Below are 23953 nucleotides of genomic sequence, written 5' to 3' on the forward strand. Positions count from 1 at the left end.
CGCCGCCGCCGGCCGACCGGGGGCTGCGGCGGACCGGGCGGGGCGTACGGTGTTCTCGACAGAGACCGGTCCCAAGGCCACACTTGCGGCCGACGAGGTGCCCCAACCGTGCACCGGTTCCGAGCCCAGAGGAAGGTGTCCGAGTGTCCCGCCGCAGAATCGGCTTCTGGTACCGCCTGGCGGCGGTCATCGCAAAACCGCCGCTGGTGGTGCTCTTCAAGCGGGACTGGCGGGGAATGGAGCACATTCCGGCCGACGGCGGATTCATCACCGCCGTCAACCACAACTCGTACCTGGACCCGCTCTCGTACGCGCATTTCCAGTACAACACCGGCCGCGTTCCCCGCTTCCTGGCGAAGGCCGCCCTGTTCAAGGTGCCGATCGTGGGCGCCATCCTGCACGGCTCCGGCCAGATCCCCGTCTACCGCGAGACCACCAACGCCCTGGACGCGTTCCGGGCCGCCGTGGACGCCATCGAGTGCGGCGAGTGCGTGGCCTTCTACCCGGAGGGCACCCTCACCCGCGACCCCGAGGTGTGGCCGATGGCCGGCAAGACCGGCGCCGCCCGCGTCGCGCTGATGACCAAGGTGCCGGTCATCCCGGTGGCCCAGTGGGGCGCCAACCTGGCCATGCCGCCGTACGCCGAGGAGGACAAGGTCCGGCTGTTCCCGCGCAAGACCCTCCAGGTGCTCGCCGGGCCGCCGGTGGACCTCTCCGCGTACTACGACCGGGAACCCACCCCGGAGGTCCTCAAGGAGGCCACCGAGGCCATCATGGCGGCCATCACCGCCCTCCTGGAGGAGCTGCGCGGGGAGAAGGCGCCCGACCGGCCCTACGACCACCGCAAGGCCCGGGCGGAACAGCGGCGCAAGGCCGCGGGGGAGGCCTCCAAGTGACGCGTCCCGTCAAGGCAGCCGTCTTCTCGGCGGGCTCCTGGGGCACCGCCTTCGGCATGGTGCTCGCCGACGCCGGCTGCGAGGTCACCCTCTGGGCCCGCCGCCCGGAGGTCGCCGAAGCCATCAACACCGGCCGCACCAACCCGGACTACTTCCCCGGCGTGGAGCTCCCGGCGAACCTGCGCGCCACCACCGACCCGGCCGAGGCCGCCCGCGGCGCCGACTTCACCGTCCTGTCCATCCCCTCCCAGACCCTGCGCGGCAACCTCGCCGAATGGGCTCCGCTGCTGGCGCCCGACACCGTCCTCGTCTCGCTGATGAAGGGCATCGAACTGGGCACGGCCAAGCGGATGAGCGAGGTCATCGAGGAGGTCGCCAAGGTGCCCGCCGAGCGGGTCGCCGTCGTCACCGGCCCCAACCTGGCCCGCGAGATCGTCGCCCGGCAGCCCGCCGCCGCGGTCGTCGCCTGCTCCGACGGGGCCGTCGCCCAGCGCCTCCAGGCGGCCTGCCACACCGCCTATTTCCGCCCGTACACCAGCACCGACGTCGTCGGCTGCGAGCTCGGCGGCGCCGTGAAGAACGTCATCGGCCTCGCCGTCGGCATCGCGGACGGCATGGGCCTCGGCGACAACACCAAGGGCTCGCTCATCACCCGGGGCCTGGCCGAGGCCACCCGGCTGGGCGTGGCCATGGGCGCCGACCCGCTGACCTTCTCCGGTCTCGCCGGCCTCGGCGACCTGGTCGCCACCTGCTCCTCGCCGCTCTCCCGGAACCACACCTTCGGCACCAACCTCGGCCGCGGGATGACCCTGGAGGAGACCATCGCGGTCACCAAGCAGACCGCCGAGGGCGTCAAGTCCTGCCAGTCGGTGGCCGATCTGGCCCGCCGCCACGGGGTCGACATGCCGATCACCGACACGGTCGTCGAGATCGTCCACCACGGCAAGCCCCCGCTGGTCGCCCTGAAGGAGCTCATGGCACGCAGCGCCAAACCGGAACGCCGCTGACTCCTTTCCGGACGCATGAGCGGGTACCCTCGTGGCGATATGAGCAGCGAGAACCTCCCCCAGACCCCTGAGCAGCAGGGCCGCAAGCCCCGCGTGGCCGTCGTGTTCGGCGGCCGCAGCTCGGAACACGCCATCTCGGTCGTCACCGCGGGCGCCGTGCTGCGCGCCATCGACCGCTCCAAGTACGAGGTGCTGCCCATCGGCATCACCACGGACGGGCGGTGGGCGCTGACCGCCGACGAGCCCGAGCGGATGGCCATCGCCGACCGCAGGCTCCCGAGCGTCGAGGAGCTCGCGGAATCCGACGAGGGCGGCGTCGTGCTCTCCGTCGACCCGGCCAGCCGCGAGGTCGTGTACACCGAGCCGGGCGCCGTCCCCAAGGCACTGGGCGAGGTCGACGTCGTCTTCCCGATGCTGCACGGCCCGTACGGCGAGGACGGCACCCTCCAGGGCCTGCTGGAGCTCTCCGGCGTCCCGTACGTCGGCTCGGGCGTCCTGGCCTCGGCCGTCGGCCAGGACAAGGAGTACATGAAGCGCGTCTTCACCTCCTTCGGCCTGCCGGTCGGCCCGTACCTGACCGTCCGCCCCCGCGAGTGGGAGGCCGACGCGGACGCCGCCAAGGCCCGGATCCTGGACTTCGCCGGCGAGCACGGCTGGCCGCTGTTCATCAAGCCCGCCCGGGCCGGGTCCTCCATCGGCATCACCAAGGTCGACGACGTCTCCGGGCTGGACGCCGCGATCCGCGAGGCCCGCCGCCACGACCCGAAGGTCATCGTGGAGGCGCTGCTGCGCGGCCGCGAGATCGAGTGCGGGGTGCTGGAGTTCGAGGACGGGCCGCGCGCGAGCGCGCCCGCCGAGATCCCGCCGGTCTCCGCCCACGACTTCTACGACTTCGAGGCGAAGTACATCGACTCCGCCGCGGGCATCGTGCCCGCCCCGCTCACCCCGGAGCAGACCGCCGAGGTGCAGCGGCTCGCGATCGAGGCCTTCGAGGCCGCATCCTGCGAGGGCCTGGTGCGCGCCGACTTCTTCCTCACCGAGGACGGCACCTTCGTCATCAACGAGATCAACACCATGCCCGGGTTCACGCCGATCTCCATGTACCCGCGCATGTGGCAGGAGACGGGCATCTCGTACCCGGAGCTGGTGGACCGCCTGATCCAGGCGGCCCTGCGCCGCTCCACCGGGCTGCGCTAGCCGCGGCCCGGCGGGGCGGCCCGCCCGCCCGCACACGCGAAACCGCCCGCCGGGATTCCCGGCGGGCGGTCGGTGTGTCAGTACGAGGAGATCCCTTCCGGAACGGTCTCGGCCACCGCGGCGGACAGCCCGACCAGCATCCCCGCGTCCGAGGCGTGCTCCTTGTCGACCCGCACCTCCGTGTACGCCAGCCGCATCCCGGTGGTGAACCGGAAGGAGCCGTCGTCGAGCTTCTCCAGCAGCCAGGCCACGTTGTTCACGTGGACCCCCTCCTGCCGGGGATCGGCCATCTTGGCGGGCTTGGGGATACCGCACCGCAGTACGATCGCCGAGCCGCCCCACGCGGCGGTCAGACCGGACTCCGGCTCGGTGGGAGTCCGTTCCAGACCGGCCACCGTCTCCGGGAGCTCCTTGTGCAGCGCCGCACAGAACCCGGCGACGTCGGCGGGCGGTGCGGGCGGCGGGTCCACCCGGGCCGCGCCGCCGCCCGGGGAGCAGCCCGCGAGGGCGGCTGCCACGACCAGGGCGGACAGAGCGGGCACACGGACACGGACACGGAGCGGCCGGCGGTGCAATGACATCACCGGCCAAGAGTAGACGGGGGCTACAGATGGACCACCGGGCAGGTCAGGGTGCGGGTGATGCCCTCCACCTGCTGGACGCGGGCGACCACCATCCGGCCGAGATCGTCCACGGTGTCCGCCTGGGCGCGCACGATCACGTCGTACGGGCCCGTCACGTCCTCCGCCTGGATCACCCCCGGGATCTGGCTGATGGACTCGGCGACGACCGACGCCTTGCCCACCTCGGTCTGGATGAGGATGTACGCCTGTACCACGGAACCTCCAGAGCGGCCACGAGGATCGATTCCCCTAACCTCAGGATGGGCCCACGGACAGCGGGTGGGCCCGGGGAAGAAGGGACGCCACGGTACCGCGTCGCCGTGCACCACGGGGAGACCCGGGTGATCGGCGCCACGCACAGCGGGGCGTGCGAAGAGAAGAAGTTGACGTATCAGTTGACGGTACCCAGAGCTGTGACGGGGCGCGACCGCAAGCGGACTGGGCAAGAAGGGGCACAGCGATGAAGGGCACTGTGGGCGAGCTGGGGGAGTTCGGGCTCATTCGGGAGCTCACCTCACGGCTCACCACCACCCCGGCGGTCCGGCTCGGGCCGGGCGACGACGCCGCAGTGGTGTCCGCCCCCGACCGCAGGGTCGTGGCGAGCACGGACATCCTGCTGGAGGGCCGGCACTTCCGGCGCGACTGGTCCACGGCCTACGACGTCGGACGCAAGGCCGCCGCACAGAACCTCGCCGACATCGCCGCCATGGGCGCGGTGCCGACCGCGCTGCTGCTCGGCCTGGTCGTCCCGGCCGAGCTGCCGGTCACCTGGCCCACCGAGCTGATGGACGGCCTGCGCGACGAGTGCCAGGTCGCCGGAGCCGCCGTGGTCGGCGGGGACGTCGTCCGCGGCGACACCATCACCGTCTCCATCACCGCCCTCGGCGACCTGCGCAACCACGAGCCCGTGCTGCGCTCCGGCGCCCAGCCCGGCGACGTCGTCGCCGTCACCGGCTGGCTCGGCTGGTCCGCGGCCGGCTACGCGGTCCTCAAGCGCGGCTTCCGCTCCCCGCGGGCCTTCGTCGAGGCGCACCGGCGCCCCGAGCCCCCTTACCACGCCGGCCCCGCGGCAGCCGGACTCGGCGCCACCGCCATGACCGACGTGAGCGACGGCCTGATCGCCGACCTCGGGCACATCGCGGAGGCCAGCAAGGTACGGATCGACCTGCGCTCGGCGGCCGTCGACATCCCGACGCAGATGCACGACATCGGGCAGGCGGTCGGTGTCGACCCCTTGCAGTGGGTGCTCACCGGGGGAGAGGATCACGCCATCGTGGCGACCTTCCCGCCCGACGTGAAGCTGCCCGCCCGCTGGAAGGTCATCGGAGAGGTGCTGAACCGGTCCGCACTGCCCCAGGTGACCGTGGACGGGGCGCCCTGGACCAGCACCGGCGGCTGGGACCACTTCGGCCCCGACTCCACCGAGGAGACTGCCCGATGAACGACGCGCCACCGCTGTGCCTGACCGTTGCCGGATCGGACTGCGGCGGTGGCGCCGGCATCCAGGCCGACCTCAAGACCATGCTCGCGCTCGGCGTGCACGGGATGAGCGTGGTGACCGCCGTGACCGCGCAGAACTCCCTCGGGGTGCGCGGGGTCTGGGAGCTGCCCGCCGAGGCCGTCACCGCCCAGTACCGGGCCGTCGCCGACGACATCGGCGTCCAGGCCGTGAAGACCGGGATGCTCTCCTCCGCCGCCCTGGTCGAGACCGTGGCCGGGCTGCTGGCGGCCACCGGCGCCCCGGCCGTCGTGGACCCCGTCGGGGTCTCCAAGCACGGGGACGCGCTGCTCGCCGCCTCGGCGCTGGACGCCGTACGCGGGGAGCTGCTGCCGCGGGCCACGGTGGCGACGCCCAACCTGGACGAGGTGGCCCAGCTCACCGGAGTGGTCGTGGAGAGCGAGGACGACATGCGGCGCGCCGCCGACGCCGTCCTCGCCCTCGGGCCCGAGTGGGCGCTGATCAAGGGCGGGCACCTGGCCGCCCACGGCGGCGAGGCCGCCGACCTCCTGACCGACGGCGGGACGCAGCTCTGGCTGCGCTCCCCGCGCCACGACAACCGGCACACCCACGGCACCGGCTGCACCCTCGCCGCCGCGATCGCGGCCGGGCTCGCCAAGGGACAGGACGTGCCGCAGGCCGTCATGGCGGCCAAGGAGTACGTGACCGGCGCCATCGCGGCCGGCTTCGCGCTCGGCGGCGGCATCGGACCGGTGGACCACGCCTGGCAGTGGCGCCGCTGACGCACCCGCCGGCCCGTGAACGGACGGAAGCCCGCCGCATCAGGAGATGCGGCGGGCTTCCCGCAGGGAAAGGACTCCCGCAAGGCAAAAGGCCGGTCCACGAGGTGGACCGGCCTTCCTGGCAACCGGAAAGGGCTGCGCTACGACGACGGGACGCGTCAGCGCGAGACCTTGCCGGCCTTGATGCACGAGGTGCAGGCGTTGAGGCGCTTCGGCGTCCCACTGACCACGGCACGCACGCGCTGGATGTTCGGGTTCCAGCGACGGGACGTACGGCGGTGCGAGTGCGAGATGTTGTTGCCGAAGCCCGGCCCCTTGCCGCAAACGTCGCAGTTGGCAGCCACAGGTCACTCCAAAGACTTCAGATGCACTTACAGTGAAATCCGGCGCACCGGATCAGAAATCTGAAGTGGTTTGCCGGGGAAAAACCCGACTCTCATCGGGCAACCGGAGCAGCATACAACGGCTGCTGCCGTCCAAGAAAACTACCACGGCCGCCGCCGGGCCCGCCCCGCGGTCCCCGGGTCCCGGAGGCGCTTCGTTACCCTGCGGTGAACCCTGGCCCGCACAAGGAGGAACGCCCGGTGCCGCACGAGCCGCAGCCGCAGCCCTTCGACGAGCTCGACGCCGAAGCGGTGCGCACCTGGAGCTCGCTGGCCCTGGCCGCGCTGGACCGGGCCCGCGAGGACATCGACGCGATCAACGTCTACCCGGTCGCGGACGCGGACACCGGCACCAACCTCTACCTCACCGCCGAGTCGGCCGACCGCGCCCTCGACGCCGCCGGGGCCGCCGCCCCCCTCGCCCAGGCCGTACGGGCCTGGGCGCACGGCGCGCTCATAGGCGCCCGCGGCAACTCCGGGACCATCCTGGCCCAGCTGCTGCGCGGGGTGGCCGACGTCCTGGGCGACGACCCGGCGGGGCGGGGACCGGCCCGGCTGCTGGCCCAGGCGCTGACCCGGGCCGCGCAGGAGGCGTACGAGGCGGTCGCGCACCCCGTCGAGGGGACCATGCTCACCGTGGCCGCCGCGGCGGCGCGGGCCGCCGAGACCGCCGCGGAGGCCGCCGGTACGGCCGCCGGGAGCGTCGCGGACGTCGCCCGGGCCGCGTACGAGGGGGCCCGCGCGGCCCTCGCCGAAACCCCGGGGCAGCTGGCCGAGCTGGGCCGGGCCGGGGTGGTCGACGCCGGGGGCTGCGGGCTGGTCGCGGTGCTCGGGGCGCTGTGGCAGGCGCTGTCCGGGCACGAGCCCGCCGCGGACGCGGTCCGCGGCCGGGCCACCGTGCCCGTACCGCAGCAGCAGCGGCCCTGCGACGCCCACGAGGAGCACGAGGGGCCCGCGTACGAGGTGGTCTACCTGCTGGAGGCCGCCGAGGAGGCGGTGGCGGTGCTGCGCGGGCGGCTCGACGGCCTCGGCGACTCCCTCGTCGTGGTCGGCGGCGACGGGCTGTGGAACGTCCACGTCCACGTCGACGACCCCGGCGCCGCCGTGGAGGCCGGCGTCGTCGCCGGACGGCCCTACCGGATCCGCATCACGCACTTCGGCGACGAGCGGCGCCGGGGGCGCGGGGAGCGCGCCCAGCGGGCCGTGGTCGCCGTGGTCCCCGGTGAGGGCCTGGCCGGCCTGTGCGCGGAAGCCGGTGCGACCACCGTCCTCACCCCGCCCGGACAGGCCCCCGACACCGGCGAGCTCGCCGACGCCGTCCGCCGGGCCCACGCCCGCGAGGTGGTGCTGCTGCCCGGCGGGGCCGACCAGCGCGCGGCCGCGGCCGCCGCGGCCGAGCGGGCCCGCGCCGACGGCGTCCGGGTCGCCGTGATCCCCACCCGGTCAGCCGTCCAGGGCCTGGCCGCCCTCGCCGTGCACGACCCGCAGGCCACCTTCGACGAGGACGTGGTCGCCATGACCGCGGCCGCCGGCGCCACCCGCTACGCGGAACTCGCCGTGGCCGAACGGCAGTCCTTCACCTCCGCCGGGATCTGCCAGGCCGGCGACGTGCTCGGGCTCATCGACGGCGACGTCGCCGTCATCGGCTCCGGCCTCGCCGACACCGCCGAGGCGGTCCTGGAGCGCATGCTCGGCTCCGGCGGCGAACTCGTCACCCTGGTCCTGGGCCCCGAGGTGCCGGACGCCCTCGCCGAACGGCTGGAGGCCTACGTCCAGCACGGGCACCTGGCGGTGGACACCGTCGTCTACCGGGGCGGCCGCCACTCGGCGCCCCTGCTGATCGGGGTCGAATAGCCGTCCTGTCGGCGCCATGGTGTGCAATGAACATGTGCCCGCGCTCGACGAAGACCTCAAGAAGACGCTCGGCCCCGCCACCGCCAAGGTGCTGGCCGAGCAGCTCGGCCTGCACACGGCCCTGGACCTGCTCCACCACTACCCGAGGCGGTACGCCGAGCGCGGCGAGCTGACCTCGCTGGAGGGGCTCGCCGACCAGCTCGACGAGCACGTCACCGTCGTCGCCCAGGTCGCCGACGCCCGGATCCTGACCTTCAACGGCGGCCGCGGCAAACGCCTGGAGGTGACCATCACCGACGGCAGCGGCCGGCTCCAGCTGGTGTTCTTCGGCGCGGGCGTGCACAAGCCGCACAAGGAGCTGCTGCCCGGCCGCCGGGCCATGTTCGCGGGCAAGGTCTCCCTGTTCAACCGCAAGCTCCAGCTGGCCCACCCCGCCTACGAGCCGCTGGGCGCCGACGCGGGCGAGTCCGACGCGGCCGCGGCCTTCGCCGGCAAGCTCATCCCGATCTACCCGGCCTGCAAGCAGCTGGAGTCCTGGAAGATCGCCAAAGCCGTCGACGCCGTCCTGCCGCGCGCCGGCGAAGCCCTGGACCCGCTGCCGCCGGCCCTGCGCGAGGGCCGCGGCCTGGTCCCGCTCCACGAGGCCCTGCTGAAGATCCACCGGCCGGGCACGAAGGCCGACATCGAGGACGCCCGGCAGCGCCTGAAGTGGGACGAGGCCTTCGTCCTCCAGACCGCCCTGGCCCGCCGCCGGCACGCCGACTCCCAGCTGCCGGCCGTCGCCCGTCGCCCCGCCCCCGCCGGCCTGCTCGACACCTTCGACGCCAAGCTGCCCTTCACCCTCACCGAGGGCCAGCAGACCGTCTCCCGCGAGATTTTCGACGACCTGGCCACCGAGCACCCCATGCACCGCCTCCTCCAGGGCGAGGTCGGCTCCGGCAAGACGCTGGTCGCGCTGCGGGCCATGCTCGCCGTCGTGGACAGCGGCGGGCAGGCCGCGATGCTCGCGCCCACCGAGGTCCTCGCCCAGCAGCACCACCGCTCGATCACCGAGATGATGGGCGAACTCGCCGAAGGAGGCATGCTCGGCGGCTCCGAGCAGGGCACCAAGGTCGTCCTCCTCACCGGCTCGATGGGCGCGGCCGCGCGCCGGCAGGCCCTGCTCGACCTGGTCACGGGCGAGGCCGGCATCGTCATCGGCACCCACGCGCTCATCGAGGACAAGGTCCAGTTCCACGACCTCGGCCTGGTCGTGGTCGACGAGCAGCACCGCTTCGGCGTCGAGCAGCGCGACGCACTGCGGGCCAAGGGGCACTCCCGGGGGGAAAGGCGGACGCCGCACCTGCTGGTGATGACCGCGACCCCGATCCCGCGCACGGTCGCGATGACCGTCTTCGGAGACCTGGAGACCTCGGTCCTCGACCAGCTCCCCGCCGGCCGCTCCCCGATCGCCACCCACGTCGTCCCCGCCAAGGACAAGCCGCACTTCCTCACCCGGGCCTGGGAGCGGGTCCGCGAGGAGGTCGGGGCCGGCCACCAGGCGTACGTGGTCTGCCCGCGCATCGGCGACGACGTCGACCAGGCCGACCAGCGCAAGAAGAAGCCGTCCCCCGAGGACGAGAGCGAGAAGCGCCCGCCGCTGGCCGTCCTGGAGGTCGCCGAGCAGCTGGCGCGCGGCCCCCTGGCCGGGCTGTCCGTCGAGGTGCTGCACGGCCGGATGGACCCGGCCGACAAGGACGACGTCATGCGGCGCTTCGCCGCCGGCGAGGTCCAGGTGCTGGTCGCCACCACCGTCATCGAGGTCGGTGTGAACGTCCCGAACTCCACCGTCATGGTGATCATGGACGCGGACCGGTTCGGCGTCTCCCAGCTCCACCAGCTGCGCGGCCGCGTCGGCCGCGGCTCCGCGCCCGGCCTGTGCCTGCTGGTCAGCGAGATGCACGAGGCGAGCCCCGCCCGGGCCCGGCTGGCCGCGGTCGCCGCCACGCTCGACGGCTTCGAGCTCTCCCGGATCGACCTCGAACAGCGCCGGGAGGGCGACGTGCTCGGCCAGGCCCAGTCGGGGGTGCGGTCCTCGCTGCGGATGCTCGCGGTCATCGAGGACGAGGAGGTCATCGCCCAGGCCCGCGAGGAGGCCGCCCGCGTGGTCGCCGACGACCCGGAGCTGGAGCGGCTCCCGGGCCTCAGGGGCGCCCTGGAGGCCCTGCTCGACGCCGAGCGGGAGCAGTACCTGGAGAAGGGCTGAGCAGGGCGGGGCGGAAGTGCCTGGAGGCACGGCATATCGTGGAGAGGCTGTGATCGCCGTAGTGAAGGACCCCAGATGACCCGAGTGATCGCCGGCACCGCCGGCGGGCGACGGCTGGCCGTGCCCCCCGGCACCGGCACCAGGCCGACCTCGGACCGGATGCGCGAAGGCCTGTTCTCCACCTGGGAGTCGCTGCACGGCGTCGAGGGGGCCCGGGTGCTCGACCTGTACGCCGGCTCCGGCGCCGTCGGCCTGGAGGCCCTCTCCCGCGGCGCGGAGCACGCCCTGCTCGTCGAGCCCGACGCCAAGGCCGCCAAGGCGATCCGGGACAACATCAAGGCGCTGGGCCTGCCCGGCGCCGAGTTCCGGGCGGGCAAGGCGGAGCAGATCGTGGCCGTTCCCGCCGGCGGGGAGCCGTACGACGTGGTCTTCCTGGACCCGCCGTACGCCGTCAGCCACGGAGATCTTGGCGAGATCCTGCTCACACTCCGCGCCAACGGCTGGATCACGGACGATGCGCTCGTCACCGTGGAGCGCGGCACGAGGAGCGGTGCGTTCCCGTGGCCCGAGGGATTCGAGCCGCTCCGCTCCCGCAAGTACGGCGAAGGCACCCTCTGGTACGGCCGCGCCGCCTTCACCAGCGAAGAGTCATGATGACCGCTCCGGAGAGCAAGGGGACCAAGTTGCGCCGCGCCGTCTGTCCGGGGTCCTTCGACCCCATCACCAACGGACACCTCGACATCATCGGCCGGGCCTCCCGGCTGTACGACGTCGTCCACGTCGCCGTCATGATCAACCAGTCCAAGAAGGGGCTGTTCACCGTCGAGGAGCGGATCGAGCTGATCCGCGAGGCGACCGCCGAGTACGGCAACGTCGAGGTCGAGTCCTTCCACGGACTGCTGGTCGACTTCTGCAAGCAGCGCGACATCCCCGCCATCGTCAAGGGCCTGCGCGCGGTCAGCGACTTCGACTACGAGCTCCAGATGGCGCAGATGAACATGGGGCTCTCCGGCGTCGAGACGCTGTTCGTGCCCACCAACCCCACCTACAGCTTCCTGTCCTCCTCCCTGGTCAAGGAGGTCGCGGCCTGGGGCGGCGACGTCTCCCACCTGCTGCCCCCGCACGTGCACGCGGCCCTGACCGCCCGGCTCGCCGAGCGCTGACCGGCTGACGGGGCCTCAGCCGGTGTCCGGCGCCGCCCCCGCGGGCTTACAGTCGTCCCGTCCGTCTCGGGAACCGCCCCGAGGCCGAGGAAGTGCGAGCCCCCATGGACGTGCAGAAGAAGCTCGACGAGATCGTCGCGGCCGTCGGCAGCGCCCGCTCCATGCCCATGTCGGCCTCCTGCGTGATCAACCGCGCCGAGCTGCTCGCCCTGCTCGACGAGGTGCGCCAGGCGCTGCCGGGCTCGCTGGCGCAGGCGCAGGAGCTCCTCGGCGGCCGCGAGCAGATGGTCGAGGAGGCCCGGCGCGAGGCGGAGCGGATCATCGAGTCCGCGCACGTCCAGCGGGGCACGCTGATCTCCGACACCGAGGTCGCGCGCCGCTCCCGGGACGAGGCGGACCGGATCCTGGCCGAGGCGCACCGGGAGGCCGCGGAGATCCGCGCGCAGGCCGACGACTACGTCGACAGCAAGCTCGCGAACTTCGAGGTCGTGCTCAGCAAGACCATCGGCTCGGTGGACCGCGGCCGCGAGAAGCTGCTGGGCCGCGGGCCCGGGCTGGACGAGCACGGCTACCCGGACGCGGACGCGCCCGAGCCCGGCGCCGACCCGGAGGCCCGGCGCCGGCAGGCGGACGCGTACGTGGACGCGAAGCTGGCGACCTTCGAGGCGGTGCTCACCAAGACCCTGGAGGCGGTCGGCCGCGGCCGGCAGAAGCTCCTGGGCCGGGTGCCCACGGACGACCTGGGCGCCCACATCGCCGCCCAGGACGCCGCCGGAGTGCCGCAGTCCCGGTCGGCGAGCGACGCGGACTTCCTGGCGGGGCTGGCCGAGCCGGCGCAGCCCCTCCAGGCCCCGGCCCCGGCCCCCGTCATCCCGGCGCAGGCCGCGGCGGAGCCCGCGTACGACGGGTACGGCTACGGGCAGCAGCCCGGCCTGCAGGACGGCTACCCCGCTGCGGGCAGCGGCTCCTTCGGAGCGGCTTACGCCGCGCCCTCCTACGGGGACCCGTACGGGTACCAGCAGCAGGCCCCGGTTCAGCCCGACCCGTACGCGGCGGCCTACGGCGGGCAGCCGGACCCGTACGCGGCCTACGGGCAGCAGGGGGCGGGGCGCCCGCAGCAGGGCGCGCTCGACGAGACCAGCTTCTTCGACACGAGCATGATCAACCTGGACCAGCTGCGCGGGTACGAACAGGGCCGCTGAACCCGGATTGGGCTCAGGGCGGAGCGCCGGGTATCCTGGCTGTTCGGTCGCGCGTATGCGTCGCGATCCATGCTGCCCTTGAGCGGCGGAATTCTTGATCTTCAGCGATCTGTGAAAGCAGGAACGGCCCTGAACACCCGCCTCGACCACCGCAACCCCCTCGTGTTCGACACGCACGAGCTGGGTCGGCGTCCTGGTGCCATGCAGCGGCTGTCCCGCGAGATCGCGGCTCCGGCGGACCTCGGTCTCGCCGGCGTCATCGGAGTGCCCGAGGGCGCCCCGCTGAAGCTCGAGCTCCGCCTGGAGTCGGTCATGGAAGGGGTGCTTGTCACAGGCACCGTCCGTGCATCGGCCGAGGGGGAGTGCGTAAGGTGTCTGGAGCCCGTCGGTCGCGAGATCGACGCGGACTTCCAGGAGATGTTCTCGTACCCTGACGCCGACGACCGGGGCCGCCCCAAGGCGGAGCCGGCCGACGACGCCGAGGACGACGAGGACACGCTCTACCTTGAGGACGGCTTGTTCGACCTCGAACCCGTGCTGCGCGACGCGGTGGTGCTCGCACTGCCGCTGCAGCCGGTGTGCCGGGAGGACTGCCTCGGACTGTGCCCCGACTGCGGGATCAGCCTGAACGAGGACCCGGAGCACCACCACGACGCCGTCGACATCCGTTGGGCGGCTTTGCAGGAACTCGTCGTGACCGATCAGGACGGCGAGAAGGACAACATGAGCGGCACTGCATCTGACGACGTTCAGAGCGCCGCCGAGAAGCAGGAGAAGTAGCCGTGGCTGTTCCGAAGCGGAAGATGTCGCGCAGCAACACGCGCCACCGCCGGTCGCAGTGGAAGGCTGCGGTCCCCACCCTGGTTTCGTGTGAGCGCTGCCAGGAGCCGAAGCAGCAGCACATCGCGTGCCCGAGCTGCGGCACCTACAACAAGCGCCAGGTCCTCGAGGTCTGAGCGGCTGGTGAGAGGCGCAATGTCTGAGCTGTCCAACGCCGAAGAGCAGGCAGACAGTAAGAACGCGGCCTCGTCCCACACGCTTCTGGAAGGGCGGCTCGGGTATCGACTCGAGTCCGCCCTTCTGGTGCGTGCACTGACCCACCGCTCGTACGCGTACGAGAACGGCGGCCTGCCCACCAACGAGCGACTGGAGTTCCTCGGGGACTCCGTCCTCGGCCTGGTGGTCACGGACACGCTGTACAACACCCACCCCGACCTGCCGGAAGGCCAGCTGGCCAAACTGCGGGCCGCGGTGGTCAACTCGCGCGCTCTGGCGGAAGTGGGGCGCGGCCTCGACCTCGGCTCCTTCATCCGGCTCGGCCGGGGCGAAGAGGGCACGGGCGGCCGGGACAAGGCCTCCATCCTCGCCGACACCCTCGAAGCGGTGATCGGCGCGGTCTACCTCGACAAGGGCCTCGAAGCGGCCTCGGAGCTCGTGCACCGGCTCTTCGACCCCTTGATCGAGAAGTCGTCGAACCTCGGAGCCGGCCTGGACTGGAAGACCAGCCTCCAGGAGCTGACGGCCGCCGAAGGCCTTGGCGTGCCCGAGTACCTGGTCACCGAGACCGGTCCGGACCACGAGAAGACCTTCACGGCTGCCGCCCGCGTCGGTGGTGTCTCGTACGGCACCGGCACCGGCCGCAGCAAGAAGGAAGCGGAACAGCAGGCGGCGGAGTCCGCATGGCGCGGCATCCGTGCCGCGGCGGACGAGCGGAAGGCCGCGGAAGCCGCAGCCCCCGCCGGCGCACCGGCCGCGGCCGGGGAAGGCGGGTCGCCGACCCCCGCCGATCCGGCGCCGAAGGCCTGACCCTTCCTTCCGATCCCCCGCGGATCCTCCCGCCCGCCCCTGCCGCGCAGGGGCGGGCGGTTCTGCGTTCGCGGGGAGGGCGCCGGCCGGGGGCGGCGGGCCGGTAGGCTCGCGGCGGAGCCCTGAAAGCCGTACCCCACCGGAGGAACACCGTGCCCGAGCTGCCCGAGGTCGAAGTGGTCCGGCGCGGCCTGGAGCGCTGGGTGGCCGGGCGGACCGTCGGCGCCGTCGAGGTGCTGCACCCGCGCGCCGTGCGCCGGCACCCGGCCGGCGGGGCCGACTTCGCCGCGCGGCTGGCCGGCCGGACCATCGGCGTGCCGCAGCGGCGCGGGAAGTACCTGTGGCTGCCGCTGGAAGGGCGGGAGCTGGCCGTCCTCGGCCACCTCGGCATGAGCGGGCAGCTGCTGGTGCAGCCCGAGGACGCCCCCGACGAGAAGCATCTGCGCATCCGCGTCCGGTTCACGGACGACGCGGGCACCGAGCTCCGCTTCGTCGACCAGCGCACCTTCGGCGGGCTCTCGCTCCACGACACCACCGCCGAAGGACTGCCCGACGTCATCGCGCACATCGCACGGGACCCGCTGGACCCGCTCTTCGACGAGGACGCCTACCACCGCGCACTGCGGGCCAAGCGGACCACCGTCAAGCGGGCGCTGCTCGACCAGTCCCTGATCAGCGGGGTCGGCAACATCTACGCCGACGAGGCACTGTGGCGGTCCAGGCTGCACTACGAGCGCCCCACCGGCGCCCTCACGCGCCCGCGGAGCACGGAACTCCTCGGCCACGTCCGGGACGTGATGAACGCGGCCCTCGCGGTCGGCGGCACCAGCTTCGACAGCCTCTACGTCAACGTGAACGGCGAGTCGGGCTACTTCGACCGCTCGCTCGACGCCTACGGGCGCGAGGACGAGCCCTGCCGGCGCTGCGGCACCCCGATACGGCGCCGCCCCTGGATGAACCGGTCCAGCTACTTCTGCCCGCGCTGTCAGCGGCCGCCGCGCGTGGCGTCGTAGGACTCCCGGGCGGCCAGCACCTGCGGCATGCTGCCCTCCAGGAAGTGGATGAGGGCGAGCAGCCGGTCGGCCACCTCGATGCCGAGCGGGGTCAACTCGTAGTCGACGCGCGGCGGGTTGGTCGGCTGTGCCTCGCGGTGGACGATGCCGTCGCGCTCCAGCGCCTGGAGGGTCTGCGACAGCATCTTCTCGCTGACGCCGTCCACCTTGCGGCGCAGCTCGTTGAAACGGCAGGAGCCGTCGCGCAGGGCGCCCACCGTGAGGCTGCCCCAGCGGCCGGTGACGTGCTCCAGGGTCGCCCGGGACGGGCAGGCCCGTGCGAAGGCGTCGAACGGCAGTGCTGTCGTCTCCATGCGGCCAGCTTAACCACGCACAGCGCTTGCGGACAGGTTGCGCTGTCGTGCGGCAAGTGCCGGCGGCCGCTCAGCGGCCGAAGCCCCGCTCAGTAGCCGAAGTCCTGGGTCCACCAGGGGCCGCCGGCCGCGAGGTGGAGGCCGACGCCGAGGGTGCGGAACTCGCAGTTGACGATGTTCGCCTTGTGGCCGGGGCTGTTCATCCACGCGTTCATCACGGCCTGGGCGTCGCCCTGGCCGCGGGCTATGTTCTCGCCGCCGAGGCCGGAGATGCCCGCGTTCGTGGCCCGGCCCCAGGGCGTGTTGCCGTCGGGATCGGTGTGGTCGAAGAAGCCGCGGACGGCCATGTCCTTGCTGAAGGCCCCGGCCAGCGCCGCGAGCGGCGGGTTCGCCCGCACCGGACCGCAGCCGGCCTGTGCGCGCACCTGGTTGACCAGGACCACCACCGCGGCCTCCTCGGCGGAGTGGCCGTCGTCGGGCGTGGGCTTGGGCGTGGGCTTGGGCTTGGGCGTGGGCTTGGGCGTGGGCTTGGGGGCGGCGGGCGGCTTGGGCGCGACGGGCTCCGGTGCGACGGGTTCGGGAGCGGCCGGCTTGGGAGCGATCGGCTTGGGGGCGGCCGGCTTGGGGGCGGCGGTGCTCTTCTCCGGCGCCGGGGTCGAGGCGGCCGGGGAAGGGGAGGCGGACGCGCTCGGCGAGACCGACGGGGAGGGGGAAGCCGACGGGGAGCCCGAGGGTGACGGGGAGCCCGAGGGTGACGCGGCCGCCGCCGGGTCGGGGGCGGAGGAGGCGCGGCCGGACAGGTTGGCGAGGCCGCCCCGCTGCTCGACCGGGGCGCCGGCGCCGGGGGTGCTCGACGGCTTCGCCTCCGTGCGGTCGGCGGCGGAGCCGGCCGCGGTGACTCCCACGTAGGGGAAGGAGGAGCCCACCGGCACCATGCCGGTGGTGACGGCCGCCGTGGCCAGGACCACGGCCACGGAGACACCCAGCAGACCGGCGCGCACGGCGGTACGGCGCTTGCCGGCGCGGCGCGGCGCGGCGTGCAGTCGGTGGCGTCCGCCCATCGGTCCTGCCTTCCTCACAAGTCCAAGATCATCCTTTGTGCACCCAAATGGGTGAGTTCGTTGCTGCGTGACTGTACCGTCCCGGTGCCCGGGGGCGATGCCCTCCGCTCTCGGCCTCCCGGCTAGCGTTCACGCATGAACGAAGATGTCCGCCTGACCGCCTGGGTGCGCGGCCGTGTACAGAGAGTGGGCTTCCGCTGGTTCACCAGGGCCAATGCACTGGAGATCGGCGGGGTCGTCGGCTTCGCACTCAACCTCGACGACGGACGAGTGCAGGTGGTGGCCGAAGGTCAACGTGAGAATTGCCACCGGCTGCTCGACTGGCTGCGCTCCGCCGACACGCCCGGGAGGGTCGACGGGGTGACGGAAATCTGGGGGACGCCGCGCGGCGGTTACGACGACTTCGCGATCAGGTGACCGCTCGGATGACCATGTACTGATCACATCTCCGGGCCTCGTGCACGGGGCCGGATCTGCACGTTCGCCCGGGGGCGCCTCCCGGTGGCGGCCGGGGAGGCGTTGCCGGGGGCGTCGAAGCGTGGAAGGCTCGAAGCAGCGGACGATCTCCACATCCCTTGGGAGAGCCGGGCGGCCCGCCGATACGGGGCGTGATCGTGTTGACCGTCAAACTTTTTGGTGAGACGCTGGAAGCCCCGCGCACCTGAGCTGTTTGGCAGTGATGGAGTAGTAGGCGCAGTGACTGGCCGTCGCTGCCGGACATCGCGGGTGCGATTCCCTCACGACCCACACCGCTTCGGTCGGTCACTCAGTGTGGAGGACCATCCATCATGGCAAAGGCGCTTCTCGGTTACGTCGGCGGCTCCGACCCGCGACTCCTCGCCGAGATGCGACGGCTTCAGCAGCGCGTCCAGGACCTCGAGTCCGAGCTCGTACGGATTCAGTCCGAAAACGACGCGCTGAACGCGGCCGCCGCTCAGCACGGAGACTCGCTGCTGGACCGCATCGACATCGACGTACCCCAGGCGGAGCCTGCGCTCACCTGATCTGCGCTCACTCGTCCGTCGCTCACTCGTCGCTCGACTCCAGCCCCGCATGCTCTGCAAGGGACGCTTCGGCGTCCCTTCTTTCCTTTGCGGAGTCGAATTCCTTGACGTCACTCGTGCCCTGCACCTTCATGGGTGAAACCGAAAGCGACAGGTAGAGTCCGGCGGCGTGCACCTCAAGTCCCTGACCCTGCGCGGCTTCAAGTCCTTCGCGTCCGCCACCACCCTGCGGTTCGAGCCCGGCATCACCTGTGTGGTGGGCCCCAACGGCTCAGGCAAGTCCAACGTGGTGGACGCGCTGTCCTGGGTCATGGGGGAGCAGGGCGCCAAGTCGCTGCGCGGCGGGAAGATGGAGGACGTCATCTTCGCCGGGACGACCGGGCGGCCGCCGCTCGGACGCGCCGAGGTCTCGCTGACCATCGACAACTCCGACGGCGCCCTGCCGATCGACTACGCCGAGGTCACCATCACCCGGATCATGTTCCGCGGCGGCAGCAGCGAATACCAGATCAACGGCGACACCTGCCGGCTGCTCGACATCCAGGAACTGCTCTCCGACTCCGGCATCGGCCGCGAGATGCACGTCATCGTCGGCCAGGGCCAGCTCGACTCCGTCCTGCACGCCGACCCGGGAGGCCGCCGCGCCTTCATCGAGGAGGCGGCCGGCGTCCTCAAGCACCGCAAGCGCAAGGAGAAGGCGCTGCGGAAACTGGACGCGATGCAGGCCAACCTGGCACGCGTCGGAGACCTCACCGACGAGCTGCGCCGCCAGCTCAAGCCGCTCGGCCGGCAGGCCGCGGTGGCCCGGCGGGCCGCCGTGATCCAGGCCGACCTGCGCGACGCCCGGCTGCGGCTGCTCGCCGACGACCTCGTCACGCTGCGCACCGCCCTGGAGGCGGAGATCGCCGACGAGGCGGCGCTGAAGGAGCGCAAGGAGGCCGCCGAGGCCCAGCTCGCCGAGGCGCTGCGGCGCGAGGCGGAGCTGGAGGAAACGGTGCGGCAGCTCACGCCGCGGCTCCAGCGGGCACAGCAGACCTGGTACGAGCTGTCGCAGCTGGCCGAACGGGTGCGCGGCACGGTGTCCCTGGCCGAGGCACGGGTCACGTCGGCCACCGCTCCGGCCGAGGAGGAGCGGCGGGGCCGCGACCCCGAGGACATGGAGCGCGAGGCGGCGCGCATCCGCGAGCAGGAGGCGGAGCTGACGGCGGCCCTGGAGGCGGCCTCCCGCGCCCTGGAGGACACGGTCGGGCACCGGGCCGAGCTGGAGCGGGCCCTCGCCGAGGAGGAACGGCGGCTGCGCGACGCGGCGCGGGCCATTGCCGACCGGCGCGAGACCCTGGCCCGGCTGACGGGGCGGTTGGGCGCGGCCCGGTCCCGGGCCGCGGCGGCGCAGGCGGAGATCGACCGGCTGGTGGCGGCCCGCGACGAGGCGGAGCTGCGGGCCGGCACCGCGCAGGCGGAGTACGAGGCGCTGGCCGAGGAGGTCGGCGGGCTCGACGACCCCGAGGCGGACGGGGAGTACGAGGCCGCGCGGGCGGAGCTGGCAGCGGCGGAGGCGGCCCTGGCGGCGGCCCGGGACGCGGCCACCGCCGCCGAACGCTCCCGGGCGGCGGTCGCGGCCCGCCGGGACGCACTGGCGCTCGGGCTGCGCCGGAAGGACGGCACCGGGGCGGTGCTCGCCGCGAAGGAGCGGCTGGCCGGGCTCCTCGGCCCGGCCGCGGAGCGGCTGGCGGTGACCCCGGGCCACGAGGCCGCGGTCGCGGCGGCCCTCGGTGCCGCGGCGGACGCCGTGGCCGTGGCCTCGCCGGGCGCGGCCGCCGAGGCCATCCGGCACCTCCGCGCGACGGACGCGGGCCGCGCGGCCTTCCTGATCACCCCGGACCAGGCCCCGGCCGCCCCGGCCCAGCCCCCGGCGGCTTCCGCCCCGGTCGCGGTCGCGGCCCCGGCGGCTTTCGCCCCGAACACGCCCCCGGCCCCGGCGGCTTCCGGTCCGGTCGCGGCCTCGGCCCCGGCGGCTTTCGCCCCGGTCGCGTCTGTCTCCGCGTCGGCACCCGACCTGGCGGCCCCGGCCCCGTACCCTGCTGCGCCGGATCGGGCCCAGGCCCCGGCCGCCCCGGACCAGGCCCCGGCCGCCTCCGGCCCGGACGCGACCCAGGCGTCGGCCCCGGGCTTGGCTGCCCCGGCCTCGGCCTCGGCTGCCCCGGCTTCGGTCGCGGCCGTCCCGGCGTCGGTCCCGGACGACTCCGGCGGTGGGATGCCCGGCGTGCCCGGGGTGCCTGTTTCGGAGCTCGTGCACGGGGAGCCCGGGCTGGTGCGGGCCGTGGCGCGGGTGCTGCGGGACCACGTCGTCGTCGGAACCCTGGAGGAGGCCGAGGCGCTCGTCGAGGCCCGCCCCGGGGCGGTGGCGGTCACCCTCGACGGCGACGTGCTCGGGGCGCACCACGCGCACGGCGGTTCCGCGGCCGCCCCCAGCCTGATCGAGGTACAGGCGGCCGTCGACGAGGCGGCCGCCGAGCTGGACCGGCTGGACGGGCAGTGCAAGGAGCTCGGCGAGGCCCAGGAGGCCGCCCGGGAGCTGCGCCGCGAGCTCGCCGCCCGCGTCGAGGAGGCCGGTGAGCGGCGCCGCGCCGCGGAGCAGGCCCGGGCCGGGGTGGCCCAGCAGCTCGGCCGGCTCGCCGGGCAGGCCAAGGGCGCCGCGGGCGAGGCGGAGCGCACGGCGGCCGCCGCGGCCAAGGCGCAGGACGCGCTGGAGCAGGCGCTGGCCGAGGTGGAGGAGTGCGCCGAACGGCTCGCCGCCGCCGAGGAGAACGACCCCGTCGGGGACGGGCGTGTGGAGGAGCCGGACACCGCCGTGCGCGACCGGCTCGCCGCCGACGGGGCCAACGCCCGGCAGACCGAGATGGAGGCCCGCCTCCAGCTGCGTACCCACGAGGAGCGGGTCAAGGGCCTGGCGGGGCGGGCCGATGCGCTCGACCGCGGCGCCCGCGCAGAGCGCGAGGCCCGGGCGCGGGCCGAGCGGCGCCGCCGGCGGCTGCAGTACGAGGCCGGGGTGGCCCGGGCGGTCGCTGACGGCGCCCGCCAGCTCCTCGCCCACCTCGATGTCTCCCTCGGCCGCGCCGAGCAGGAGCGTGCCGCCGCCGAGGAGGCCAAGGCGCTGCGCGAGCGCGAGCTCGCCGAGGCCCGCAACCGCGGCCGCGACCTCAAGGGCGAACTGGACAAGCTCACCGACTCCGTCCACCGCGGGGAGGTCCTCGGGGCCGAGAAGCGGCTGCGCATCGAGCAGGTGGAGGGCCGCGCCCTGGAGGAGTTCGGGGTCGACTGCGCCGCCCTCGTCGCCGAGTACGGGCCCGACCAGCCCGTGCCGCCGAGCCCGCCCGCCGAGGGGGAGGAGCTGCCGGCGGACCCGGAGCACCCCCGCAACCGGCCCGGCCCGTTCGTCCGCGCCCAGCAGGAGAAGCGGCTCAAGGCGGCCGAGCGCGCCTACCAGCAGCTCGGCAAGGTCAACCCGCTCGCGCTGGAGGAGTTCGCGGCGCTGGAGGAGCGCCACCGCTTCCTCAGCGAGCAGCTCGAGGACCTCCGCAAGACCCGCGCCGACCTGCTCCAGGTCGTACGGGAGGTCGACGAGCGCGTCGAGCAGGTCTTCACGGAGGCCTTCCGGGACACCGCCCGGGAGTTCGAGGGGGTCTTCTCGCGGCTGTTCCCCGGCGGCGAGGGCCGGCTGGTCCTCACCGACCCCGACAACATGCTGACCACCGGTGTCGACGTGGAGGCCCGGCCGCCGGGCAAGAAGGTCAAGCGGCTGTCGCTGCTCTCCGGCGGCGAGCGGTCGCTGACCGCGGTGGCCCTGCTGGTGTCCATCTTCAAGGCCCGGCCGAGTCCGTTCTACGTGATGGACGAGGTGGAGGCGGCGCTCGACGACACCAACCTCCAGCGGCTGATCCGGATCATGGAGGAGCTCCAGGAGAGCTCGCAGCTGATCGTCATCACGCACCAGAAGCGGACGATGGAGGTCGCCGACGCCCTCTACGGGGTCTCCATGCAGGGCGACGGCGTCTCCAAAGTGATCAGCCAGCGGTTGCGCTGACTCCCATTAGCTTCAAGAAGTGAATGTCGCGCCCCAAAGGCTTGGCGGGCATCTCGCCATCCTTCTCGCTCCGTTTCTCGCTCCGTGGAGTTCCTCCCCCCTATTGACTTCAAGAACTGAACACATAGGCTCGCTCCGCCGCCATATCCATTCGAGTGGTGCCGGATCTTCGGCTGTGCGCCACCGGAAGCAAACCCACCCACCCCGCCCGCCACCGCAGCCGGGCGCACGCAGGAGCACACCTTGAGCAGCAGCAGGAGCGCAGCCCCGGCGCCGGCCCCGGACCGCGGGCGCGCCGCCCACCCCGACCACCTCGGGCACGTCGTCTTCATCACCGCCGCCGCGGCGATGGGCGGCTTCCTCTTCGGCTACGACAGCTCCGTCATCAACGGCGCGGTCGTCGCCATCCGCGAGCGGTTCGACATCGGCTCCGAGGCCCTCGCCCAGGTCATCGCCGCCGCGCTGATCGGCTGCGCCCTCGGCGCCGCGACGGCCGGCCGCATCGCGGACCGGATCGGCCGGATCCGCTGCATGCAGATCGCCGCGGTCCTGTTCACGGCGAGCGCCCTCGGCTCGGCCCTGCCGTTCGCCCTGTGGGACCTCGCCACCTGGCGCGTCATCGGCGGTTTCGGCATCGGCATGGCCTCCGTCATCGGCCCCGCCTACATCGCCGAGGTCTCCCCGCCCGCCTACCGCGGCCGGCTCGCCTCGTTCCAGCAGGCCGCCATCGTCATCGGCATCGCCGTCTCACAGCTCGTCAACTGGGGCATCCTGGGGCTCGCCGACGGCGACCAGCGCGGCGAGATCGCCGGCTTCGAGGCCTGGCAGTGGATGCTCGGCGTCATGGTCGTCCCGGCCGTGCTCTACGGGCTGATGTCCTTCGTCATCCCCGAGTCGCCCCGCTTCCTGATCTCCGTCGGCCGCACCGACGAGGCCCGCAAGGTGCTGGCCGAGGTCGAGGGCTCCGGCGCCGACCTCGACGGGCGCGTCCGCGAGATCGAGGACGCGATGCAGTCCGAGCACAAGTCCACCTTCAAGGACCTCCTCGGCGGCCGCTTCGGCCTGCTGCCCATCGTGTGGGTCGGCATCGGCCTGTCGGTCTTCCAGCAGCTCGTCGGCATCAACGTGATCTTCTACTACAGCTCCTCGCTGTGGCAGTCCGTCGGCATCGACCCGAGCAGCTCGTTCTTCTACTCGTTCACCACGTCGATCATCAACATCGTCGGCACCGTGATCGCGATGGTCTTCGTCGACCGGATCGGGCGCAAGCCCCTCGCCCTGATCGGCTCGGCCGGCATGGCCGTCTCCCTCGGCGCCGCCGCCTGGGCGTTCTCGTACAAGACCGAGGTGGCCGGCGAGATTTCCATCCCGGAGACCCAGGGCACCGTCGCCCTCGTCGCCGCGCACGCCTTCGTGCTCTTCTTCGCCCTGTCCTGGGGCGTGGTGGTCTGGGTGCTCCTCGGCGAGATGTTCCCCAACCGGATCCGCGCCGCGGCGCTCGGCGTCGCCGCAGCCGCCCAGTGGGTCGCCAACTGGGTCGTCACCGTCACCTTCCCGACGCTGTCGGACTGGAACCTGTCCGACGCCTACATGATCTACACCGGCTTCGCCCTGCTCTCGATCCCGTTCATCCTCAAGTGGGTGCCGGAGACCAAGGGCAAGGCGTTGGAGGAGATGGGGTAACCACCCCCGCCAACAACCCCACTCCTCTCGCACCGGGTGCTGCCCCGGCTCAGCTCCTTGCCTTCCGGGGCACCACGTCCTTCCCCCCGCTTCCCGGCGCCCCACCCCCCACTCCCCCCCCCTCCCCCCCCCCCAATA

Annotated in this window: 23 protein-coding genes; 18 read left to right on the plus strand and 5 right to left on the minus strand. The window is 73.1% G+C overall.

Annotation, left to right across the window (positions count from 1 at the left end; genetic code table 11):
• Nucleotides 1-143: 143 nt before the first annotated feature.
• The 3 genes from AC068A_RS25810 to AC068A_RS25820 are packed head-to-tail and all read left to right on the plus strand — an operon-like array spanning nt 144 to nt 3100.
• Nucleotides 144-896: a lysophospholipid acyltransferase family protein gene (locus AC068A_RS25810; protein ID WP_478588628.1), complete on the plus strand. Its 753-nt coding sequence runs from the start codon at nt 144-146 to the stop codon at nt 894-896.
• Nucleotides 893-1903 (plus strand): NAD(P)H-dependent glycerol-3-phosphate dehydrogenase, encoded by a 1011-nt coding sequence (locus AC068A_RS25815; protein WP_478588629.1) that lies wholly within the window; start codon nt 893-895, stop codon nt 1901-1903. The genes AC068A_RS25810 and AC068A_RS25815 overlap by 4 nt, the downstream gene beginning before the upstream one ends.
• Before the next feature lie 39 nt (nt 1904-1942).
• Complete coding sequence (locus AC068A_RS25820; protein ID WP_478588630.1) at nt 1943-3100, plus strand: D-alanine--D-alanine ligase family protein; 1158 nt, start codon at nt 1943-1945, stop codon at nt 3098-3100.
• A gap of 77 nt (nt 3101-3177) precedes the next feature.
• On the opposite strand, the gene AC068A_RS25825 is transcribed toward AC068A_RS25820, so the two are convergent.
• Together AC068A_RS25825 and AC068A_RS25830 are read right to left on the minus strand one after the other, a co-directional pair.
• Nucleotides 3178-3642, minus strand: coding sequence for a DUF3515 domain-containing protein (locus tag AC068A_RS25825; RefSeq protein WP_478588631.1), 465 nt, complete (start codon nt 3640-3642; stop codon nt 3178-3180).
• A 62-nt stretch (nt 3643-3704) separates the two neighbouring features.
• Nucleotides 3705-3938: an Lrp/AsnC family transcriptional regulator gene (locus AC068A_RS25830; RefSeq protein WP_478588632.1), complete on the minus strand. Its 234-nt coding sequence runs from the start codon at nt 3936-3938 to the stop codon at nt 3705-3707.
• Between the two features lie 245 nt (nt 3939-4183).
• On the opposite strand from AC068A_RS25830, the gene AC068A_RS25835 reads away from it, so the two are divergent.
• Together AC068A_RS25835 and thiD are read left to right on the plus strand one after the other, a co-directional pair.
• On the plus strand, nt 4184-5164 hold the full coding sequence (locus AC068A_RS25835; protein WP_478588633.1) for a thiamine-phosphate kinase: 981 nt from the start codon (nt 4184-4186) through the stop codon (nt 5162-5164).
• Nucleotides 5161-5964, plus strand: coding sequence for a bifunctional hydroxymethylpyrimidine kinase/phosphomethylpyrimidine kinase (gene thiD, locus AC068A_RS25840; protein WP_478588634.1), 804 nt, complete (start codon nt 5161-5163; stop codon nt 5962-5964). The genes AC068A_RS25835 and thiD overlap by 4 nt, the downstream gene beginning before the upstream one ends.
• A 158-nt stretch (nt 5965-6122) precedes the next feature.
• On the opposite strand, the gene rpmB is transcribed toward thiD, so the two are convergent.
• On the minus strand, nt 6123-6308 hold the full coding sequence (rpmB, locus tag AC068A_RS25845) for a 50S ribosomal protein L28 (protein WP_064070327.1): 186 nt from the start codon (nt 6306-6308) through the stop codon (nt 6123-6125).
• Nucleotides 6309-6548: 240 nt separating this feature from the next.
• Here rpmB and AC068A_RS25850 point away from each other — a divergent pair, with 240 nt between their 5' ends.
• The 9 genes from AC068A_RS25850 (at nt 6549) to mutM (ending at nt 15630) form a co-directional block, all read left to right on the plus strand.
• Nucleotides 6549-8201 (plus strand): DAK2 domain-containing protein, encoded by a 1653-nt coding sequence (locus AC068A_RS25850; RefSeq protein WP_478588635.1) that lies wholly within the window; start codon nt 6549-6551, stop codon nt 8199-8201.
• A 16-nt stretch (nt 8202-8217) separates the two neighbouring features.
• Nucleotides 8218-10446, plus strand: coding sequence for an ATP-dependent DNA helicase RecG (gene recG / locus AC068A_RS25855; RefSeq protein WP_478588636.1), 2229 nt, complete (start codon nt 8218-8220; stop codon nt 10444-10446).
• Nucleotides 10447-10521: 75 nt separating this feature from the next.
• The gene (rsmD, locus tag AC068A_RS25860) at nt 10522-11100 is read left to right on the plus strand and encodes a 16S rRNA (guanine(966)-N(2))-methyltransferase RsmD (protein ID WP_478588637.1); all 579 of its coding nucleotides are present in this window, start codon (nt 10522-10524) and stop codon (nt 11098-11100) included.
• 29 nt (nt 11101-11129) lie between these two features.
• Nucleotides 11130-11609, plus strand: coding sequence for a pantetheine-phosphate adenylyltransferase (gene coaD / locus AC068A_RS25865; protein ID WP_478588656.1), 480 nt, complete (start codon nt 11130-11132; stop codon nt 11607-11609).
• 104 nt (nt 11610-11713) lie between these two features.
• The gene (locus AC068A_RS25870; protein ID WP_478588638.1) at nt 11714-12811 is read left to right on the plus strand and encodes a cell division initiation protein; all 1098 of its coding nucleotides are present in this window, start codon (nt 11714-11716) and stop codon (nt 12809-12811) included.
• A gap of 69 nt (nt 12812-12880) precedes the next feature.
• Complete coding sequence (locus AC068A_RS25875; RefSeq protein ID WP_478588639.1) at nt 12881-13591, plus strand: YceD family protein; 711 nt, start codon at nt 12881-12883, stop codon at nt 13589-13591.
• A 2-nt stretch (nt 13592-13593) separates the two neighbouring features.
• Complete coding sequence (gene rpmF / locus AC068A_RS25880; protein ID WP_026165248.1) at nt 13594-13767, plus strand: 50S ribosomal protein L32; 174 nt, start codon at nt 13594-13596, stop codon at nt 13765-13767.
• A gap of 19 nt (nt 13768-13786) precedes the next feature.
• Nucleotides 13787-14617, plus strand: coding sequence for a ribonuclease III (rnc, locus tag AC068A_RS25885; RefSeq protein WP_478588640.1), 831 nt, complete (start codon nt 13787-13789; stop codon nt 14615-14617).
• A gap of 152 nt (nt 14618-14769) precedes the next feature.
• Complete coding sequence (gene mutM / locus AC068A_RS25890) at nt 14770-15630, plus strand: bifunctional DNA-formamidopyrimidine glycosylase/DNA-(apurinic or apyrimidinic site) lyase (RefSeq protein WP_478588641.1); 861 nt, start codon at nt 14770-14772, stop codon at nt 15628-15630.
• On the opposite strand, the gene AC068A_RS25895 is transcribed toward mutM, so the two are convergent.
• Both AC068A_RS25895 and AC068A_RS25900 read right to left on the minus strand, forming a co-directional pair.
• Nucleotides 15603-15983: a winged helix-turn-helix transcriptional regulator gene (locus AC068A_RS25895; RefSeq protein ID WP_478588642.1), complete on the minus strand. Its 381-nt coding sequence runs from the start codon at nt 15981-15983 to the stop codon at nt 15603-15605. The two genes, mutM and AC068A_RS25895, sit on opposite strands and share 28 nt — an antisense overlap.
• 89 nt (nt 15984-16072) lie before the next feature.
• The gene (locus AC068A_RS25900; RefSeq protein WP_478588643.1) at nt 16073-17044 is read right to left on the minus strand and encodes a CAP domain-containing protein; all 972 of its coding nucleotides are present in this window, start codon (nt 17042-17044) and stop codon (nt 16073-16075) included.
• A 135-nt stretch (nt 17045-17179) separates the two neighbouring features.
• On the opposite strand from AC068A_RS25900, the gene AC068A_RS25905 reads away from it, so the two are divergent.
• The 4 genes from AC068A_RS25905 to AC068A_RS25920 all read left to right on the plus strand — a co-directional run bounded on the left by AC068A_RS25905 (nt 17180) and on the right by AC068A_RS25920 (nt 23815).
• A complete protein-coding gene (locus AC068A_RS25905; protein WP_385193248.1) occupies nt 17180-17461 on the plus strand; it encodes an acylphosphatase in 282 nt (93 codons plus the stop codon).
• Between the two features lie 371 nt (nt 17462-17832).
• Nucleotides 17833-18048 carry a hypothetical protein gene (locus tag AC068A_RS25910; protein ID WP_030162422.1) on the plus strand — a complete coding sequence of 72 codons (216 nt, stop codon included), beginning with the start codon at nt 17833-17835 and terminating at the stop codon, nt 18046-18048.
• Nucleotides 18049-18217: 169 nt separating this feature from the next.
• The gene (locus AC068A_RS25915; RefSeq protein WP_478588644.1) at nt 18218-22132 is read left to right on the plus strand and encodes an AAA family ATPase; all 3915 of its coding nucleotides are present in this window, start codon (nt 18218-18220) and stop codon (nt 22130-22132) included.
• 243 nt (nt 22133-22375) lie between these two features.
• Entirely contained in the window at nt 22376-23815 is a 1440-nt protein-coding gene (locus AC068A_RS25920) for a sugar porter family MFS transporter (RefSeq protein ID WP_478588645.1), read from the plus strand.
• Nucleotides 23816-23953: the final 138 nt, after the last annotated feature.

The sequence above is a fragment of the Streptomyces sp. NPDC043854 genome (assembly GCF_056436005.1).

Coding starts and splice junctions, on each gene's coding strand:
- AC068A_RS25820 (WP_478588630.1), top strand. CDS start 1,943: ATGAGCAGCGAGAACCTCCCCCAGACCCCTGAGCAGCAGGGCCGCAAG.
- AC068A_RS25835 (WP_478588633.1), top strand. CDS start 4,184: ATGAAGGGCACTGTGGGCGAGCTGGGGGAGTTCGGGCTCATTCGGGAG.
- thiD (WP_478588634.1), top strand. CDS start 5,161: ATGAACGACGCGCCACCGCTGTGCCTGACCGTTGCCGGATCGGACTGC.
- recG (WP_478588636.1), top strand. CDS start 8,218: ATGGTGTGCAATGAACATGTGCCCGCGCTCGACGAAGACCTCAAGAAG.
- rsmD (WP_478588637.1), top strand. CDS start 10,522: ATGACCCGAGTGATCGCCGGCACCGCCGGCGGGCGACGGCTGGCCGTG.
- AC068A_RS25870 (WP_478588638.1), top strand. CDS start 11,714: ATGGACGTGCAGAAGAAGCTCGACGAGATCGTCGCGGCCGTCGGCAGC.
- AC068A_RS25875 (WP_478588639.1), top strand. CDS start 12,881: ATGCTGCCCTTGAGCGGCGGAATTCTTGATCTTCAGCGATCTGTGAAA.
- rnc (WP_478588640.1), top strand. CDS start 13,787: ATGTCTGAGCTGTCCAACGCCGAAGAGCAGGCAGACAGTAAGAACGCG.
- AC068A_RS25895 (WP_478588642.1), bottom strand. CDS start 15,983: ATGGAGACGACAGCACTGCCGTTCGACGCCTTCGCACGGGCCTGCCCG.
- AC068A_RS25900 (WP_478588643.1), bottom strand. CDS start 17,044: ATGGGCGGACGCCACCGACTGCACGCCGCGCCGCGCCGCGCCGGCAAG.
- AC068A_RS25905 (WP_385193248.1), top strand. CDS start 17,180: ATGAACGAAGATGTCCGCCTGACCGCCTGGGTGCGCGGCCGTGTACAG.
- AC068A_RS25910 (WP_030162422.1), top strand. CDS start 17,833: ATGGCAAAGGCGCTTCTCGGTTACGTCGGCGGCTCCGACCCGCGACTC.